18 protein-coding genes are annotated in these 15,380 nt (G+C 63.3%); 12 read left to right on the top strand and 6 right to left on the bottom strand.

Going from position 1 to position 15,380, the window contains the following annotated elements; genetic code table 11:
* Window positions 1–180 precede the first annotated feature (180 nt).
* From DDE76_RS17410 to DDE76_RS17390, 5 genes are all read left to right on the top strand, one after another.
* The gene (locus DDE76_RS17410; RefSeq protein WP_104892976.1) at window positions 181–3,141 is read left to right on the top strand and encodes a helicase-related protein; all 2,961 of its coding nucleotides are present in this window, start codon (window positions 181–183) and stop codon (window positions 3,139–3,141) included.
* Between the two features lie 3 nt (window positions 3,142–3,144).
* Window positions 3,145–3,555, top strand: a complete 411-nt coding sequence (locus tag DDE76_RS17405) for an RNA-binding S4 domain-containing protein (RefSeq protein ID WP_104892977.1) — start codon at window positions 3,145–3,147, stop codon at window positions 3,553–3,555.
* 154 nt (window positions 3,556–3,709) lie between these two features.
* Window positions 3,710–4,048 (top strand): ferredoxin FdxA, encoded by a 339-nt coding sequence (fdxA, locus tag DDE76_RS17400; protein ID WP_104892978.1) that lies wholly within the window; start codon window positions 3,710–3,712, stop codon window positions 4,046–4,048.
* Window positions 4,049–4,415: 367 nt separating this feature from the next.
* Window positions 4,416–4,985 carry a CarD family transcriptional regulator gene (locus DDE76_RS17395; protein WP_104894867.1) on the top strand — a complete coding sequence of 190 codons (570 nt, stop codon included), beginning with the start codon at window positions 4,416–4,418 and terminating at the stop codon, window positions 4,983–4,985.
* A gap of 140 nt (window positions 4,986–5,125) precedes the next feature.
* Window positions 5,126–5,458, top strand: coding sequence for a DMT family transporter (locus tag DDE76_RS17390; protein WP_104892979.1), 333 nt, complete (start codon window positions 5,126–5,128; stop codon window positions 5,456–5,458).
* Here the strand turns inward: DDE76_RS17390 and DDE76_RS17385 are convergent.
* Genes DDE76_RS17385 through DDE76_RS17375 form a run of 3 tightly spaced genes read right to left on the bottom strand, consistent with a single transcriptional unit; the run spans window position 5,406 to window position 7,468 of the window.
* Window positions 5,406–5,987 (bottom strand): AAA family ATPase, encoded by a 582-nt coding sequence (locus tag DDE76_RS17385; protein WP_104892980.1) that lies wholly within the window; start codon window positions 5,985–5,987, stop codon window positions 5,406–5,408. The two genes, DDE76_RS17390 and DDE76_RS17385, sit on opposite strands and share 53 nt — an antisense overlap.
* 3 nt (window positions 5,988–5,990) lie before the next feature.
* Window positions 5,991–6,638 (bottom strand): glutathione S-transferase family protein, encoded by a 648-nt coding sequence (locus tag DDE76_RS17380; RefSeq protein ID WP_104892981.1) that lies wholly within the window; start codon window positions 6,636–6,638, stop codon window positions 5,991–5,993.
* Complete coding sequence (locus DDE76_RS17375; protein WP_104892982.1) at window positions 6,635–7,468, bottom strand: methyltransferase domain-containing protein; 834 nt, start codon at window positions 7,466–7,468, stop codon at window positions 6,635–6,637. Before DDE76_RS17375 ends, DDE76_RS17380 begins: the two co-directional genes overlap by 4 nt.
* A gap of 36 nt (window positions 7,469–7,504) precedes the next feature.
* On the opposite strand from DDE76_RS17375, the gene DDE76_RS17370 reads away from it, so the two are divergent.
* Genes DDE76_RS17370 through DDE76_RS17350 form a run of 5 tightly spaced genes read left to right on the top strand, consistent with a single transcriptional unit; the run spans window position 7,505 to window position 10,270 of the window.
* Window positions 7,505–8,311 carry a ComF family protein gene (locus tag DDE76_RS17370; RefSeq protein WP_245892045.1) on the top strand — a complete coding sequence of 269 codons (807 nt, stop codon included), beginning with the start codon at window positions 7,505–7,507 and terminating at the stop codon, window positions 8,309–8,311.
* A gap of 37 nt (window positions 8,312–8,348) precedes the next feature.
* On the top strand, window positions 8,349–8,603 hold the full coding sequence (grxC, locus tag DDE76_RS17365) for a glutaredoxin 3 (protein ID WP_104892984.1): 255 nt from the start codon (window positions 8,349–8,351) through the stop codon (window positions 8,601–8,603).
* Window positions 8,604–8,609: 6 nt separating this feature from the next.
* The gene (locus DDE76_RS17360) at window positions 8,610–9,437 is read left to right on the top strand and encodes a carbon-nitrogen hydrolase family protein (protein WP_104892985.1); all 828 of its coding nucleotides are present in this window, start codon (window positions 8,610–8,612) and stop codon (window positions 9,435–9,437) included.
* A gap of 60 nt (window positions 9,438–9,497) precedes the next feature.
* Window positions 9,498–9,920, top strand: coding sequence for a DUF1178 family protein (locus tag DDE76_RS17355; RefSeq protein ID WP_104892986.1), 423 nt, complete (start codon window positions 9,498–9,500; stop codon window positions 9,918–9,920).
* Entirely contained in the window at window positions 9,917–10,270 is a 354-nt protein-coding gene (locus DDE76_RS17350; RefSeq protein ID WP_104892987.1) for an MmcQ/YjbR family DNA-binding protein, read from the top strand. The genes DDE76_RS17355 and DDE76_RS17350 overlap by 4 nt, the downstream gene beginning before the upstream one ends.
* 148 nt (window positions 10,271–10,418) lie before the next feature.
* On the opposite strand, the gene DDE76_RS17345 is transcribed toward DDE76_RS17350, so the two are convergent.
* Window positions 10,419–11,219 carry a glycosyltransferase family 25 protein gene (locus tag DDE76_RS17345; RefSeq protein ID WP_104892988.1) on the bottom strand — a complete coding sequence of 267 codons (801 nt, stop codon included), beginning with the start codon at window positions 11,217–11,219 and terminating at the stop codon, window positions 10,419–10,421.
* A gap of 7 nt (window positions 11,220–11,226) precedes the next feature.
* Window positions 11,227–13,071, bottom strand: coding sequence for a dihydroxy-acid dehydratase (ilvD, locus tag DDE76_RS17340; RefSeq protein ID WP_104892989.1), 1,845 nt, complete (start codon window positions 13,069–13,071; stop codon window positions 11,227–11,229).
* A 191-nt stretch (window positions 13,072–13,262) separates the two neighbouring features.
* Here ilvD and DDE76_RS17335 point away from each other — a divergent pair, with 191 nt between their 5' ends.
* Window positions 13,263–13,628, top strand: coding sequence for a YciI family protein (locus tag DDE76_RS17335; RefSeq protein ID WP_157955881.1), 366 nt, complete (start codon window positions 13,263–13,265; stop codon window positions 13,626–13,628).
* Between the two features lie 428 nt (window positions 13,629–14,056).
* Here DDE76_RS17335 and DDE76_RS17330 read toward each other — a convergent pair whose 3' ends face one another.
* Complete coding sequence (locus DDE76_RS17330; protein ID WP_104892991.1) at window positions 14,057–14,680, bottom strand: hypothetical protein; 624 nt, start codon at window positions 14,678–14,680, stop codon at window positions 14,057–14,059.
* A 153-nt stretch (window positions 14,681–14,833) separates the two neighbouring features.
* Here DDE76_RS17330 and DDE76_RS17325 point away from each other — a divergent pair, with 153 nt between their 5' ends.
* Window positions 14,834–15,205, top strand: a complete 372-nt coding sequence (locus DDE76_RS17325; protein WP_108463713.1) for a hypothetical protein — start codon at window positions 14,834–14,836, stop codon at window positions 15,203–15,205.
* Window positions 15,206–15,380 lie beyond the last annotated feature (175 nt).

The following is a 15,380-nucleotide window of genomic DNA, read 5'->3' as shown; positions in this document are numbered from 1 at the left end:
CACCACATCTAGCCGTGAACAAAGCCAGACTCACTGAGTCGCGCCGATTCGGTTCTGTTTCGTTCTTCATCCGTTCCCTGGCTTAACAGGCGTGACAAATCCATGACAATTCTGTCCTTTGCTGGGACAAGTGCCCCAAGCCTCTCGCAAGCGGCGCGGGGACCGCTTACATAGGGGGCGATGAGCTTTTCCCCTTCCCACTCGGTCAAGGCGATCCTTGGCCCGACCAATACCGGCAAGACCTATTTCGCCATCGAGCGCATGCTGGCCCATCCCACGGGGATGATCGGCCTGCCCTTGCGGCTGCTGGCGCGCGAGGTCTATCAGCGGGTCGTCGAGCGGGTGGGTGAGCAGGCCGTAGCGCTGATCACCGGCGAAGAGCGCATCGTGCCGGCCAAGCCGCGCTATTGGGTGGCGACGGTCGAAGCCATGCCCATGGACATCCATGTCGATTGCGTGGCGGTGGACGAAATCCAGACCGCCATCGACTTTGACCGCGGCCATGTGTTTACCGACCGGATCCTCAAGGCGCGCGGTCTGCACGAGACGCTGCTGCTGGGCTCGGCAACCATGGCGGGGGTGGTGAAGAAACTGATCCCGCATGCCGAGATCATCGACCGGCCGCGATTTTCCCAACTCACCTATGCGGGGTCGAAGAAATTGTCGCGCCAGCCGGCGCGTTCGGCCATTGTCGCGTTCTCGGCGCGGCAAGTCTATGCGATTGCCGAGCTGATTCGGCGTGAACGGGGCGGCGCGGCGGTGGTGATGGGAGCCCTCAGCCCCCGGACGCGCAATGCCCAGGTCGAACTCTATCAGAATGGCGATGTGGATTTTCTGGTGGCCACTGATGCCATCGGCATGGGGCTGAACCTGGACATCCACCATGTGGCCTTTGCCGACGATACCAAGTTCGACGGGCACCAGAGCCGGCCGCTGACCCCCTCCGAGCTGGGCCAGATCGCCGGCCGCGCCGGGCGGCACAAGCACAACGGAACCTTCGGGGTGACCGGGGGCACCGAAGGGTTTGACGAAGACATGGTCGTGGCGCTGGAAACCCATGATTTCCAGCCGATCCGCCAAGTGCAATGGCGCAATTCCGATCTCAAGTTCAGCTCGGTCGAGGCGCTGCGCAACTCGCTTGAAGTGGCGCCGCAGGACAAAACGCTGACCCGCGTGCCGATTGCAACCGATCAACACGCGCTTGAGTTTCTCATGCGCAATGAGGCCGGGGCCTTGGCGCGCGGCCACGATGCGGTCAAACTGCTCTGGGAATGTTGCCAGATTCCGGATTATCAGGGGATCTCGCCGGCCGCGCATGGCGAGATCATCACCCGTATCTATTCGGATTTGAGACGAATTGGATCGGTTCGGGCAGACTGGATTGCCGAGCAGGTCCGGTTTTGCGACAATGCGGAGGGCGACATTGACACACTCAGTAATCGGATCAAGCAGATCCGGACCTGGACCTTTGTCGCCAATCGAAAAAACTGGCTTGAAGACCCTACCTATTGGCGCGAAAAGACGCGAGACATTGAGGACCGCCTGAGTGACGCTCTGCACGAGCGGCTTACCCAGCGCTTCGTGGACCGGCGCACCAGCGTGTTGCTCCGCCATCTGAAAGACAAACGTATGGTATCTCCCGAAATCAATGAGCGCGGCGAAGTGCGGCTGGAAGGCCACCTCATCGGCACGCTCGAAGGCTTCCGTTTCACCCTGGCCCGCAATGATGGCGACACAGACGCCAAAGGATTGCGCGGCGCAGCCGACTCGGTTGTCGCCCCGGAGATCCATAATCGTGCCGAGAGATTGGCCGGTTCGCCAAATGAAGAATTCGTGTTGGCCACCGATGGGCGCCTGCGCTGGCGCGGCGAAGTGGTGGCAGAGTTGGCGGAAGGCGACAGCCTTTATCGTCCCCGCATCCTGCTGCTGGCCGATGAGACGCTGACCGGTCCGGACCTGGAAAAGGTGCAGGATCGTCTTTCGCTGTGGCTGCGCCACCATATCAACACAGTGCTCGAACAGGTCATGGCGCTCGAAGCGCCGGCCGATCTCGAAGGCACTGCACGGGGGCTGGCCTATCAGCTGTTTGAACATATCGGCCTGTTGCCACGGTCCCAGGTGGCCGATGAGGTCAAGGGGCTGGATCAGGATGTGCGCGGCAAACTGCGCAAGCTGGGCATCAAGTTCGGCGCCTATCACATCTACCTGCCGCTTTCCCTCAAGCCCGCACCGCGTGAGCTGGCACTGATCCTGTTTGCGCTGAAAAATGGTGGTGTGCGCCAGCCCGGCGTCACCGATATTCCCCATATCGTGCTCTCGGGCCGGACCTCCTTTGTGGTCGATCCGGAAGTCGATACGCGGCTTTACGAGATCGCCGGCTTCAAGGTGGCCGGAAGCCGGGCGGTGCGGGTCGATATTCTCGAGCGCCTGGCCGATATCATCCGGCCGCTGGTGGCGCTGGATACCAGCCGCCCCTATCAGGGTGAACTGCCTGCCGGCGCCGCTGAGGGCAATGGGTTCCGCGTCACCGTGGAAATGACCAGCCTGTTGGGCTGCTCGGGCGATGATTTCTCCTCCATCCTGTCATCGCTGGGCTATCGGGTCCGGCGTACGCCAAAGGTGGCCGAGACGCCGGCACCGGCTGAGGCTTCGGCCGAAACCCCGGCGCTCGAACAGGTGCTGGAGGACAATGCGGCCAGTGCCGAGGCGAACAATGAGGCCGCTGCGCCCGAAAGTGCCGAAGCGCCTGTCGTGGCAGAGCCGGACAAAGGCGCCGTACCGGATGCGGCCCCTGCCGAGGCCGAGACCGCTGCAGAACCGGCCGCGCCGTCCGAGCCGGAATTTGACGAGGTGTGGTTCCCCGGCGGGCGCCGCCACAATGAAAACCGGCGTCACGAAGGCCGCAATCGCCGCGAGGGCGAGGATGGCCCAAGGCAGAACAATCGTCCGCGCCCTGGCAAGGGGCCGCGCCGCCCCGAGGGCGAAGGCCAGCAGGCACGTCCCAATGGCAAGGGCCGACCCGACAAGGCGGAGCGGGGCGACCGCAAGGATCGCCGTCCGCCGCGCGAGGAGCGCAAGCCGGTATTCGATCCGGACAGCCCCTTCGCGGCGCTGGCGGCGCTGCGCGGCAAGTCGGAATAGCAATTGGCAGGGCCGGAGCAGACGCCGCTCCGCAAGGAGCGGCTCGACCGGTTCCTGTTTTTTGCGCGCGCCGTCAAATCGCGCACCCTGGCCCAGAAAATCATCGAGAGTGGCGCTATTCGCGTCAATTCGGAAAAGACCGAGCGCACCGATCTCAAGGTCGGTGCGGGCGACGTGCTGACCATGTCATTGCACAACCGCATCGTGGTCTGGCGCATTCTCGATTGCGGCACGCGGCGCGGTCCGGCCAGCGAGGCGCAGGGGCTCTACGAGGATATTTCGCCTCCCCCCGTGCCCCGCGCAGAGCTGTCGCCCTATGAGGCGGCCATTGCTGAAAGACCGGCCGGAGCGGGGCGCCCGACCAAGAAAGAGCGGCGTGAAACGGACCGGTTGCGCGGTGGCGACGCTGATTAGGCAAGTCTTTCTCTGCACCTGCCTGATGCGCCAAACCGTCCCCCCTGACGGCCTTGCGATACGCAAGAAAACGGTTTAGCACCGAACCGGTTGAGACAGGCGGGCTGACCTGCCCCAAGGGGTCGGGCCGCAACGAGATGGGATCGCCTCCTAGATGACTTATATCGTCACCGATAATTGCATTGCCTGCAAATATACCGACTGCGTGGAAGTGTGTCCGGTGGACTGCTTTTATGAAGGCGAGAACATGCTGGTGATCCATCCGGACGAGTGCATCGACTGCGGCGTGTGCGAGCCCGAATGCCCGGCCGAAGCCATCAAGCCCGATACCGAGAGCGGGCTGGATGAGTGGCTCGAACTCAACCGAAAATTCTCCAATAGCTGGCCGAACCTGACCGAGCGCCGCGATCCGCTGCCCGAGGCAAAAGAGCGTGATGGGGAGGATGGCAAGCTTGCCAAATACTTCTCGGACGCGCCGGGCGAAGGCGACTAGGCGCTTCGCGGGCTCAATGCAAGCATCAAATCCCTGAGGCGTGGCAAGGGTTTGTCATGGTTTCGTCACATCCGGCCGATCCCCGGATGGTGCGGAAGCGCGCTGGTGATTCGTTCCTTTTGATTCTGCTGAAAAATTGTGCTATGGTGTGACCATATGCAGTTGAGCCCATCACCCAGCCGTGCCGCAAGGCACGATTTTTTTGACACCACACAAAGCTGATACATGGCGTTCCGGCAAGCGGATCCGGAGCGACGTGGGGATTGACTGCGCATATGCGTCCGGATTGGCGGGCGCCAAACAAGTAGGATGGCTGACCTTGCCGCAAGGAACCAGCCATTGGGGCGTCAACAAGGAGTTCCAGCATATGGTAGCCAAGAAGCAGCAGCAGCGGCTTGGGTTCAAGACAGGCGAGCATGTCGTCTATCCGTCCCACGGCGTCGGCATTGTCGTCGCCATTGAAGAGCAGGAAGTCGCTGGGCTGACCCTAGAGCTGTTCGTCATCAGCTTTGAACAGGACAAGCTGACCCTGCGCGTTCCCGTTGCCAAGGTCAAGTCCGTCGGCATGCGCAAGCTGGCCGAAGACGAAGAGGTCAAGCGCGCGCTCGATACCGTCACCGGCCGTGCCCGCGTCAAGCGCACCATGTGGTCGCGCCGCGCCCAGGAATACGAAGCCAAGATCAATTCGGGCGATCTGATCGCGATTTCCGAAGTGGTCCGCGATCTGTACCGCTCTGAAGAGCAGCCCGAGCAGTCCTATTCGGAACGCCAGCTGTTCGAGCAGGCCATGGATCGCATGAGCCGGGAAATCGGCGCCGTGCGCAAGCTCACCCTTACCGAGGCCGTGCAGCTTATCGAAAAGCAGCTCGCCAAGAGCCCCAAGCGCACCAAGACCGATGCGGCTGAAGCCGATAGCGACGAGGAAGCTGCTGCGTAAGCTCTTGCGGCAGATTGAATGGAAAAGGCCGGTGGAGACACCGGCCTTTTTTGTGTCGGAGCAAACAAAGGGCGCCCTCGGGGTGACTTGCGCACTCCGATCTGGTCAAAGCCGTTGAACGCAAACCTTCCGGTGATCCCATGCCCAGCTATGCCTTTCTTGCCATTGCCATTGTTGCCGAAGTAATCGCAACGACCGCGCTCAAGGCGTCGGAGGGGTTCTCCAACCTGTTGCCGTCTGTTCTGGTGGTGGTGGGCTATGGGGTGGCATTTTACTGCCTGTCGATGACCCTGCGCACGTTGCCGGTCGGGATTGCCTATGCCGTATGGTCGGGCGCCGGCATTGTCCTGGTGTCCTTGCTGGGCTGGCTGGTCTATGGCCAGAAGCTCGACCCCTGGGCCGTTCTGGGCATTGGCCTGATCATGTCCGGCGTGCTGGTCCTGAACCTGTTGTCGAAGTCGACGGCGCATTGAGCCGATAGCGGCCCGAAGCGAGGGCGGCCTGCAGGACATCCATGGTGTCCGCCCGGTTGAGACCGCCCACAGTGAGGGCATGGTTCTCATGGGCGCCGAGATCGGCAAATTCGGCATGGAGGGCCGCCACCACAGCGGGGTCGGTCAGGCTGTCGCCACCGCGGGCCTGACACCGGGCCACGGCCTCTTCGACACCGGTGCGCAGGACGACATAGTGCAGTGGCAGGCCCAACTCGGCGAAACCGGGCAGGGCCCAGGGGCGGATCACGCCGTCCAGGGCGACGAAATAGCCATTGCTGGCATAGGCGCCCGCCACGCTCGCGGCGATCTGCATGATCATCTGATTCTGGGTGTGAGATTCCGGCAGCCAGGGATCGATCTTGCCAGTCTTGATATAGCCCCAGAAATCGTCCGAGTGCAGATGCACCTTGGGCCCGCCCGGCAGGTAGGCCAGCGCCTCGGCACAAGTGGTCTTGCCCGAGCCCGGATGGCCGGAAAGGATGAGGATATGGCCGGCCGGCAGGTCCATGGGTCAATCCGTTGCGCGCAACGCGTCATAGGAGACCATGACGTGGTCTGCGAAGGCGGGACGCTCGGAAAGGGCCGCATAATAGCGGTCGATATGGGGCAGGTCGGGCCGGGCGATATCGATATCGAAGTAGCGATAGAGCACATGGCCGAACTGGATATCGGCCAGGGTGAAGTCCTCTCCGCCGAGGAACGCCTGCCGTTCCAGCCGCGCATTGGCGATGCGCAGGAAGCGGATGAGCGCTTCGAGGGCTGCGGTGATCGCCACCGGGTCCTGCATTGAGGGGGCGGTGCGCACCACGCGCCAGAAGACCGGGCCGGTAAAATTGAGCGTGATGTTGATCTTGGCCCATTCGGCCCATTTGTCGATTTCGGCGCGACGGAGCGGGTCGGCAGGCCAGAAGCTGTCCGGGCCATAACGGCCGGCGAGATAGCGCAGAATGGCGCCCGTCTCCCACAATGCTGGGCCATCACCGTCCCGCAGCACCGGCACAGTGCCATTGGGGTTCATGGCCAGGAATTCGGGTGTGTCATTGCCGCCATGGATATGGCCAATGTCGTGACGCACATGGTCCAGGCCAAGCTCGCCAATGCACCACATCAGCGCCTGTACGTTGGAGGAGGTCTTGCGGCCCCAAACGGTCAGCGTCATGGTTTTGGCCCACCCAGCACATCTTTCATGCTGACCGTGGCGCTGCCGGGCCGCAAGGGTTTTTGCTGGCTTTCATGCGGCACCCAGCCGGCCAGCCAGATGATTTCCAGTGTCGCGCGCACCCGGCCATCGGGGTCGGCGTCGCGTTCGGCATAGGCCTGGGCGGCGGTTGCGAGCAGGGCGCGGGTAGCAAAGCGGCGGGGGCGATCGGCGAGCGGATTGGCGGCGCCCAGGGCCTTGAGTTCGGCCATCAGGGCAAAGGGGGTGGCGTAGCGCACGCGATGGGTTTCGACATCGGCCACCGGCAGGGCAAAGCCGGCCCGCTGCAACAGGGCGCCGGCATCGCGCACCTGCGCCATTGGGGCAACCCGGGCCGAAGCGCCGCCTGAGACCTGCAGATCGGCGGCCAGAAAGGCCTCGCGCAATTCTGTCAGGCTCTCGCCACCAACAAAGGCGGCCATCAGCAATCCGTCAGGCTTGAGCAGGCGGCGCAGCCGCGCCAGATGGCCGGGCACATCATTGACTGCCTGCAGATGCAGTAGCGAGACAATCAGGTCCTGCTCGCCCTCGGGCAGAAGGGGAAACTCGTCGCCCGAGAAGGCCTCGACGCGCTGCGTCTTGACCGGCCCATTGGCGGTGAACAGGGTGTCGGGCAGGGTCTCGGCATCGGGGCCGATCAATATGGCACGGCCGAAATCGCGCCTATAGGCGCTTAGCCGATCGGCCAGGTCCTCAAGCACCAGATCGCGCACGAAATTGTCGCTGGCCGGGCGGCGCTGAAGGTTGCGGGCGATCAGGGTGGTGTCGAACAGGCGCGGAGGGGTGGTCATCAAAAAGGCTTTCGCCGGGGCCGGGTCGGGAGCAATATGGCTGTTATGGAGACGGGGGCCGGGGAAGTCAAAGAGATCGGGCGCGGGGTGCGGCTGCGGCAGGGCCTAGCCGGGCTGCGGCGCGCGCTGCTTGACCTGGTCTATCCGCCGGGATGCCCTGCCTGCAACGCGCCGCTGACCGGGGCGCAGGGGCTGTGCGCGTCCTGCTTTGCCGGTTTGCGGCAGATCCGGGCGCCGTTCTGCCCGGTGCTGGGCATTCCCTTCGAGACCGATCTGGGCCCGGATATGCGCTCGGCCGAGGCGCTGGCCGATCCACCCCCCTTTGCGCGGGCGCGGGCGGCGGTGGTCTATAGCGCGGTGGCAGGGACGCTGGTCAGCCGGCTTAAATATGGCGACAGGCCGGAGGTGGCCCGGTTCTGCGCGCGGCTGATGGCGGTGGCCGGACAGGACTATTGGGCCGCTGGCCCGGTTATCGTGCCGGTGCCGTTGCATGCCAGCCGGTTGCGGTTCCGGCGCTATAACCAGTCCATGCTGCTGGCGCGAGAGCTGGGCCGGCTGACGGGACTGAGCGTGGATCCGCATCTGATCGGGCGGCACAGAAAGACCCGGCAACAGGTGGGGCTGTCCGGTGATGGCCGGCTGCGCAATGTGCGAGGGGCGTTTTCAGCCCATCCGCATGCGCTCGAACGCCTGGCCGGCCGGCCGGTGGTGCTGGTCGACGATGTCTATACCACCGGCGCCACGGTCAAGGCCGCAACGCGCGTGCTCAAGCGGGCCGGTGCCGCAGAGGTGAATGTGCTCACTTTTGCCCGCGTTGTCATTGGCGAGGATCTCCCCATATAAAGAGGCAAGTTCACGATTTTCCGGAGCCTGGAGCGATATGGCCAAGGTTGAAATCTACACCACTCCCACCTGCCCCTATTGTCACGCCGCCAAGGCGCTGCTCAATGAAAAGGGCGTGGACTATTCCGAGATCACCGTGCTCGATCCCGACCTGCGCGAAAAAATGACCCAGCGCGCCCATGGCCGCCGCACCGTGCCGCAGATTTTCGTCGGCGACACCCATGTGGGTGGCTATGACGACATGGCGGCGCTCGACCGGCGCGGCGGGCTGGACCCCTTGCTGGCGCAATAGAACCCCATGAAAATCGCCGCTATCCAAATGTGCTCGGGGCTTGACCCGGCCGCCAATCTTGCCGCGCTCAAGCCGCTGCTGGCCGAGGCCGCCGGGCAAGGGGCGCGCTATGCGCTGACCCCGGAAGTCACCATGATCTTTCCCGAGAACCGGGATCAGCTCAAATCGGTGGCGGCGCCTTTCGAAGGGCATCCGCAATTGGCGGCGGTGGGCGCATTGGCCAGGCAGCACGCCATGCATGTCCATATCGGCTCGCTGCCGATCCCGCTCGAAGATGGGCGCTTTGCCAACCGCTCGGTGCTGTTCGGGCCGGATGGGGCGCAGCGCGCCACCTATGACAAAATCCATCTGTTCGATGCCGATATTGCCGGGCTCAACGCCTATCGCGAAAGCGCCACCTATAAGGGCGGCGACAATGCAGTGATCGCACCGCTCGATGAGTTCACCCTCGGCTTTTCGATCTGTTACGACATGCGCTTTCCCCGGCTCTACAACGCCCTGGCCAATGCCGGGGCGAGCCTGATGGCGGTGCCGGCGGCCTTTACGGTGCCCACCGGACAGGCGCATTGGCATGTGCTGCTGCGGGCCCGGGCGATCGAGACCGGCTCTTATGTCATTGCCGCGGCCCAGGGCGGCAGCCATGCCAATGGGCGCGCGACCTATGGCCATTCGCTGATCATCGACCCCTGGGGCAAGGTGATTGCCGAGCTCGACCATGACCGGCCCGGTGTGCTGGTGGCCGAGATCGATCCGATCGCGGTCACCGAGGCGCGCAGACGCGTTCCGGCGCTGGCCAATGCGCGGGACTTTGCGGCCCCGGGTTTGCACCGCTGAGCCAAGGCCCTATATGGTCGGCAGACAGGCGCCCGGCGCCGCAATGAAACGACAAGTGCAGTGATTCAGTATTCGCTTCAATGTTCGAACGGGCATCGCTTCGATGCCTGGTTCAAAAATGCAGCCGCCTATGAGGAACAGCATGGCCGCGGCCTGGTGAGCTGTGCCCAGTGTGGCGACGCCATGGTCGAAAAGGCGCCGATGGCTCCCAATCTGGCGCGCACCGACCAGGACCGTATGCCGGTTTCCGCGCATCACCCCGAGGCGGCCAAAATCCGCGAGATGCTGCGGGCTTATCGGCAGAAGGTGCTGGCGGAAGCTGAAAATGTCGGTGACCGTTTTGCCGAGGAAGCGCGCAAGATCCATTTCGAAGAGGCCGAGGCGCGCGGCATTTATGGCGAGGCGACGCGGGACGAAGTGGCCGAGCTGATCGAGGATGGTGTCGATTTCCTGCCCTTGCCCGATGTGGGAGAAGATAATTGAGCCTGTTCCACCGCGACGGGTTCGACGCAGCACTTTCGCAAATGCCGGGCGTCACATTCGTTGACCAGTGGGACGCGCGCGTCGCCAAGGTCGGTGGCAAGGTGTTTTGCCTGCTGACCGATTACGAGCCTCGCTGCATCGTCTTCAAATGCAGCGAAGAGAGCTTCGATATCCTGACCAGCGTGGATGGCGTCACGCAGGCCCGATACTTCGCAAAACGCAAATGGGTCAGTGCCGAAGCCGGCTCGGCGCTGGGTGAGGATGATCTGCGTGCCTATGCCGCCCGCTCATACGCCTTGGTGGCCGAGGGTCTGACCAGAAAGCTGCGCGCCGAACTGGGCATATTCTGAGGTTTTGGGTGATTGGGTCGGCCCGATAGGGAGGGTGGAATCCCCGCTATCGAGCCTGACCAGGCCAGCAGGCCTTGGCAGGCCGCTGGTTGGCTGAGCGCGTGTTAGCACCGGGCGCAGGGCTTGTCACGAAAAAGTCATGCACATTTCAGCTATCGGCGAAAGGAACAACGGTTTTCCTGGCGCCAAGCCAGCCACGGATGGTGCGCTGCGGACCGATAATGACCTCGTTCTGAAACACTTTGCGCAGGTGATACCACAATCGAGTCGCCGGGCTGAGCTGGCGCATGCTGTCGCGGGCAAGTCGCGACGCTTGCAGGTCGCTGTCGCTTTTTCCGGGCTGCAGCCGGTCCATCTGGATGGCCAGGCCCGGCAAGCAATGGCGGACGCGCAGGGCCCGCCCCACCGGTTCATATGGGTTGAACAGGGGACGATCGATAACGTCCAGCCGCGGCCAGATGCTGTCCAGCACATGGGCGGCCGCCCTGCGGTTGACGATGTAGGCCGCGGCTCCGGCGGCCCAGGTCCAGGAGCGCTTGAGTTCGACACCATCGACAACATAATCGGCTGCCGGTGCCAGTCTCTGGACGTCGAGAAAGGTCTCTAGCCGGACAATGTCGATTGGCGGGGGCGCATGCTGGAAGGTGTTGAGGAAGCCGGGCAGCCGGGGCGAGAGCACCGCATCGTCTTCCAGGATCAGCCCGTGGCTGTCACCGCTGTCGAGAAAGGCCCGCAACGCCTTGAGATGGCTCTGGGTGCAGGCGCATTCCTCAGGCGTCATCCAGTAGAATTTCTGCGGATTGCAGGAGAAAGCCCGGTCGGCATCGGAGAGCTGGTCAGGGGTGATTGCCGATAGCCGGCTCGCGGCAAGGCCAAGGTTGGCCAGCCGCTCTTCCATCTGGGTCCGGCGGTCGGTCCGCCGGTCCAGATTGATATAGAAAATCCGCATTGCGGCGCTAGAAGTCCAGCTTGCTCACATCGCGCACGGCACCGGTGGCGGCCGACGTGACCAGCGAGGCATAGGCCTTCAACGCCGTGGTGATCTTGCGCTTGCGCGGCTGGGCCGGCTTCCAGCCGAGCTTGTCCTGCTCGACGCGGCGGGCGGCCAGTTCGGCATCGCTCACCAGCACGTTGACGGTGCGGTTGGGGATGTCGATCTCGATGATGTCGCCCTCGCGCACCAGGCCAATGGCGCCACCTTCGGCGGCTTCAGGCGAAGCGTGGCCGATGGACAGCCCCGAGGTGCCGCCCGAAAAGCGCCCGTCGGTGAGCAACGCACAGGCTTTCCCGAGGCCCTTGGATTTGAGATAGCTCGTGGGATAGAGCATTTCCTGCATGCCGGGGCCGCCCTTGGGGCCTTCATAGCGGATGACGACGACATCGCCTTCCTTGATCTCATTGCTCAGGATTGCCTTGACGGTCATGTCCTGGCTCTCGAAGACGCGGGCCGGGCCGGTGAATTTGAGGATGGATTCATCCACGCCCGCCGTCTTCACGATGCAGCCGTCAAGCGCGATATTGCCCTTGAGCACGGCCAGGCCCCCATCCTTGGAGAAGGGATTGTCGGGCGAGCGGATGGCGCCATTGGTGCGGTCGGTGTCCAGCTCCTTCCAGCGATTGGATTGGGAGAAGGCCTGGGTGGTGCGCACGCCGCCGGGCGCGGCCATGTAGAACTGGCGCACGCTTTCCGAATTGGTGCGCGAAATATCCCATTTGTCGATGGCATCGCCCATGGTCGCGGCATGCACCGTGGGTTCATTGCGATTGATCAGGCCGGCGCGGTCAAGCTGGCCGAGAATGGCAAAGATGCCGCCGGCGCGGTGAACGTCTTCCATATGCACATCGTTCTTGGCAGGGGCGACCTTGGAGAGCACTGGCACCTTGCGGCTGAGCGCATCGATATCGTCCATGGTGAAGTCGATGCCGCCCTCATGGGCCGCTGCCAGGATGTGAAGAACCGTATTGGTCGAGCCGCCCATGGCGATGTCGAGGCTCATGGCGTTTTCGAAGGCCGCCTTGGTGGCGATCTTGCGCGGCAGGACGCTTTCGTCGTCCTGTTCGTAATAGCGGCGGGCAAGGTCGACGATCAGGTGCCCGGCTTCCTGGAACAGGCGCTTGCGGTCCGAATGGGTGGCCAGGGTCGAGCCATTGCCCGGCAGCGACAGGCCCAAAGCCTCGGTCAGGCAGTTCATCGAATTGGCGGTGAACATGCCCGAGCAGGATCCGCAGGTGGGGCAAGCGGCTTCTTCGACGGCCTGCACTTCCTCGTCGGTATAGGCATCGTCGGCGGCCATCACCATGGCGTCGACCAGGTCGAGCGCCTGCAGCTTGCCCTTGACCAGGGCCTTGCCCGCTTCCATTGGACCGCCCGACACGAAGACCACCGGGATGTTGAGGCGCATCGCGGCATTGAGCATGCCGGGGGTGATCTTGTCGCAGTTGGAGATGCAGACCATGGCGTCAGCACAATGCGCGTTGACCATGTATTCCACCGAGTCCGCGATGATGTCGCGGCTGGGCAAGGAATAGAGCATGCCGTCATGGCCCATGGCGATGCCGTCATCGACCGCGATGGTGTTGAATTCCTTGGCGACGCCGCCGGCTGCCTCGATTTCGCGGGCCACGAGTTGCCCCAGATCCTTCAGGTGCACATGGCCGGGCACGAACTGGGTGAACGAGTTCACCACGGCAATGATGGGCTTGCCGAAATCGCCGTCCTTCATGCCGGTGGCGCGCCACAGGCCGCGCGCGCCGGCCATGTTGCGGCCATGGGTGGTGGTGCGGGAACGATAGGCGGGCATGGCGGAATTCCTCGGTCTTAAAGATACCGGTGGGGCCGGTTGTGTTCTCTTGTCTCCTGTTTAGACCCATTGGCACCAGGCTTCAAGAATTTTCCGTACCGTACCGTACGGTTCGGTTGTTGTCGAAAGCCGGGCAGACCGTCCGTTGCTCTGGTGTCATTATGGCAAACGCAGCAAACAGGAGATTTTCCATGCGTTACTTCATGAGCATCTTGCCGCCCGCCGACCTCAAGCCCGAAGACGTGTCCCAGGGGCTGATGGACGCCATGGGCCCCTGGATGGAGCGGCACATGGCCGCCGGCACGCTGATTTCCACTGGCGGCCTCAAGGACGCTGAACAGGGCCGCCGCCTCAAGGGGGCCACCGGCACCATCATCGTCACCGATGGCCCGTTTGCCGAGGCCAAGGAGGTGCTGGGCGGCTATGCCGTGCTCGAGGCGCCCGACCTCGAGGTCGCCACCGCCCTGGCCCGCGAATTCATGCAGATGCACATCGAAAACGGTATTCCTGGCCTGGTGCTAGAACTGCGCGAAATCGCCGGCGGGGCCAATTACTGAGTGGCTGCCGCACTTGGCATCCTCCCGCCATTCTCCCTGGGGCACCGTCCCGGGGAGACTCATTGCGCGGTTATCCGAAGCCAGGTTGGGCGACACAGTCCGCGCTGCAACTGCACGACACCTGCCGCAACGATGGACCCAGCCCGCCGGCTGTCACCCCGGCGCAGGCCGGGGCCCATCCTGTGCTGGTGCAACATCGGATCGGGATTCTCACGTCATGGCCGGGTCCCGCCGGTAGCTCGCTACCGGTCGGGTCCAACCTGATGATCCACGCAACAACCCGCAAGGGGCCGCTCGAGGCAAGCGTCCGAAATCCTGTTCGTGGGAAGCGGCTTTCGCCCCTTCCATATTTAGTCAGGGGCGAAAGCCGCTTTTCACCGTGCAACCGTAAGCCGCAAGGCCGGGCGGCGAATTGGCTCATCTCTCGGTCAGAACTTGTAGCGCAGTCCGGCCGTCACAGCGTTGGAGCCGTCGATATGGGCAATGGTGCCGAAGCCGCCGGAGCGGTGCTGGATGCGACCGAAAGCTTCCCATTGCGGGTGATCGTCATGCGAAACCGCAATTTCCGGGGCCAGGTAATAGAGCACGGTCGCGCTGTCGCCCGAGGCTGCGGTGCGGGTGGTCTCGACGCCAATGGTGTCGGTGACCACCGAGAATCCGCCGGTGATCGACGGCGTGATATTGACCGGGCCCAACTCGACTTCGGTCAGCCGCCCGACAAGGCCTGCCCAGGCTTCGGCAGAAGTGGTTTCGCCGGTGCCCATGCGCAGGCCCAGCCCTGCCTCCAGCCCCAGGGCGAAGCTTTCATACTCGTAGAAGAACCGCTGATAGCCCAGCCCGGCAAAGCTATTGGTCTCATAGCCGCTGCTCCAGAAGGTCAGGGCATCGCCGAAATAGCCGCTGCTCATCGGTCCGCCGAAGACGAAGACGGATTCGTCACGATTGGCGGGCAGGTCCTTATCGGTCACGTTCTGGGCGGCAATTGGGGCTGCAAAAGGCACAAAAAGGCTCATGGCCCCGAGCGCCAGAATGGCGCGGGCAAATTTGCTCATCGGTCTGTCGTTCCTGTTTGGAAAACGAAAACGTCAACCGACAGAAGAGGTTCACGCTCGCGTGTTCACATTTGCACCGGCCACTCCGGATTGGACCGGTGGAACGGGGCCGCGCGTGCCGCGTTGGTTTGTCAACCACCAAAGGAGGAAACCATGGACGCTATTCCCGTCTCTATCCACGAAGGCATGCGGGTCGTGGACAATGCCATGCAGCCGATCGGCACGGTCGAGGCCTTTCGCAGCACTGATGAAGCGCCTGAGGCGCCCGATGTGGACGCGGCCGGTGTCAGCCCGGTGCTGGAGCGGCAGCGCAACGACTTGGCCGGCCTGTTGGCCGATCTGTTCCACCCCGATGATGGCCTGCCCCGCGAAATGCAGGAGAAGGCCCTGCGCGAGGGGTTCGTGCGGCTCGACGCCGACGGATTTCTCGCCTCGGACCGCTATATCTTCCCCGAGCATATCGACAGGGTAGAAGCAGACCGGCTGGTGCTGTCAGTCGGGCGCAAGGATCTGCTCAAGGCCTGAGCGGACGAAAGGTCCAAATACCTGCCCTCCATTCCCCCGCGGAGTGGAGGGCAAATATTTATGCCCGTCCATTCTCACGCTGATGAATTCGCTTTCCGGTCATGCAGACAAAACCCATCTGCAGGGGGTGTTTCTGGGGGCGGCGGCGAGATGTGTTTGGCGCTTTTTCTGCCGC

It is taken from the genome of Devosia indica (genome assembly GCF_003056405.1).
Lineage (GTDB): Bacteria > Pseudomonadota > Alphaproteobacteria > Rhizobiales > Devosiaceae > Devosia > Devosia indica.
Note: the sequence above shows the minus strand (reverse complement) of the source record. Positions and strands in the feature narration are given on the sequence as shown.

Bases quoted from the DNA above. Each gene is read 5' to 3' on its own strand.
- DDE76_RS17410 (WP_104892976.1), top strand. From the start codon at position 181: ATGAGCTTTTCCCCTTCCCACTCGGTCAAGGCGATCCTTGGCCCGACC.
- fdxA (WP_104892978.1), top strand. From the start codon at position 3,710: ATGACTTATATCGTCACCGATAATTGCATTGCCTGCAAATATACCGAC.
- DDE76_RS17395 (WP_104894867.1), top strand. From the start codon at position 4,416: ATGGTAGCCAAGAAGCAGCAGCAGCGGCTTGGGTTCAAGACAGGCGAG.
- DDE76_RS17390 (WP_104892979.1), top strand. From the start codon at position 5,126: ATGCCCAGCTATGCCTTTCTTGCCATTGCCATTGTTGCCGAAGTAATC.
- DDE76_RS17385 (WP_104892980.1), bottom strand. From the start codon at position 5,987: ATGGACCTGCCGGCCGGCCATATCCTCATCCTTTCCGGCCATCCGGGC.
- DDE76_RS17380 (WP_104892981.1), bottom strand. From the start codon at position 6,638: ATGACGCTGACCGTTTGGGGCCGCAAGACCTCCTCCAACGTACAGGCG.
- DDE76_RS17375 (WP_104892982.1), bottom strand. From the start codon at position 7,468: ATGACCACCCCTCCGCGCCTGTTCGACACCACCCTGATCGCCCGCAAC.
- DDE76_RS17370 (WP_245892045.1), top strand. From the start codon at position 7,505: ATGGCTGTTATGGAGACGGGGGCCGGGGAAGTCAAAGAGATCGGGCGC.
- grxC (WP_104892984.1), top strand. From the start codon at position 8,349: ATGGCCAAGGTTGAAATCTACACCACTCCCACCTGCCCCTATTGTCAC.
- DDE76_RS17360 (WP_104892985.1), top strand. From the start codon at position 8,610: ATGAAAATCGCCGCTATCCAAATGTGCTCGGGGCTTGACCCGGCCGCC.
- DDE76_RS17345 (WP_104892988.1), bottom strand. From the start codon at position 11,219: ATGCGGATTTTCTATATCAATCTGGACCGGCGGACCGACCGCCGGACC.
- ilvD (WP_104892989.1), bottom strand. From the start codon at position 13,071: ATGCCCGCCTATCGTTCCCGCACCACCACCCATGGCCGCAACATGGCC.
- DDE76_RS17335 (WP_157955881.1), top strand. From the start codon at position 13,263: ATGCGTTACTTCATGAGCATCTTGCCGCCCGCCGACCTCAAGCCCGAA.
- DDE76_RS17330 (WP_104892991.1), bottom strand. From the start codon at position 14,680: ATGAGCAAATTTGCCCGCGCCATTCTGGCGCTCGGGGCCATGAGCCTT.
- DDE76_RS17325 (WP_108463713.1), top strand. From the start codon at position 14,834: ATGGACGCTATTCCCGTCTCTATCCACGAAGGCATGCGGGTCGTGGAC.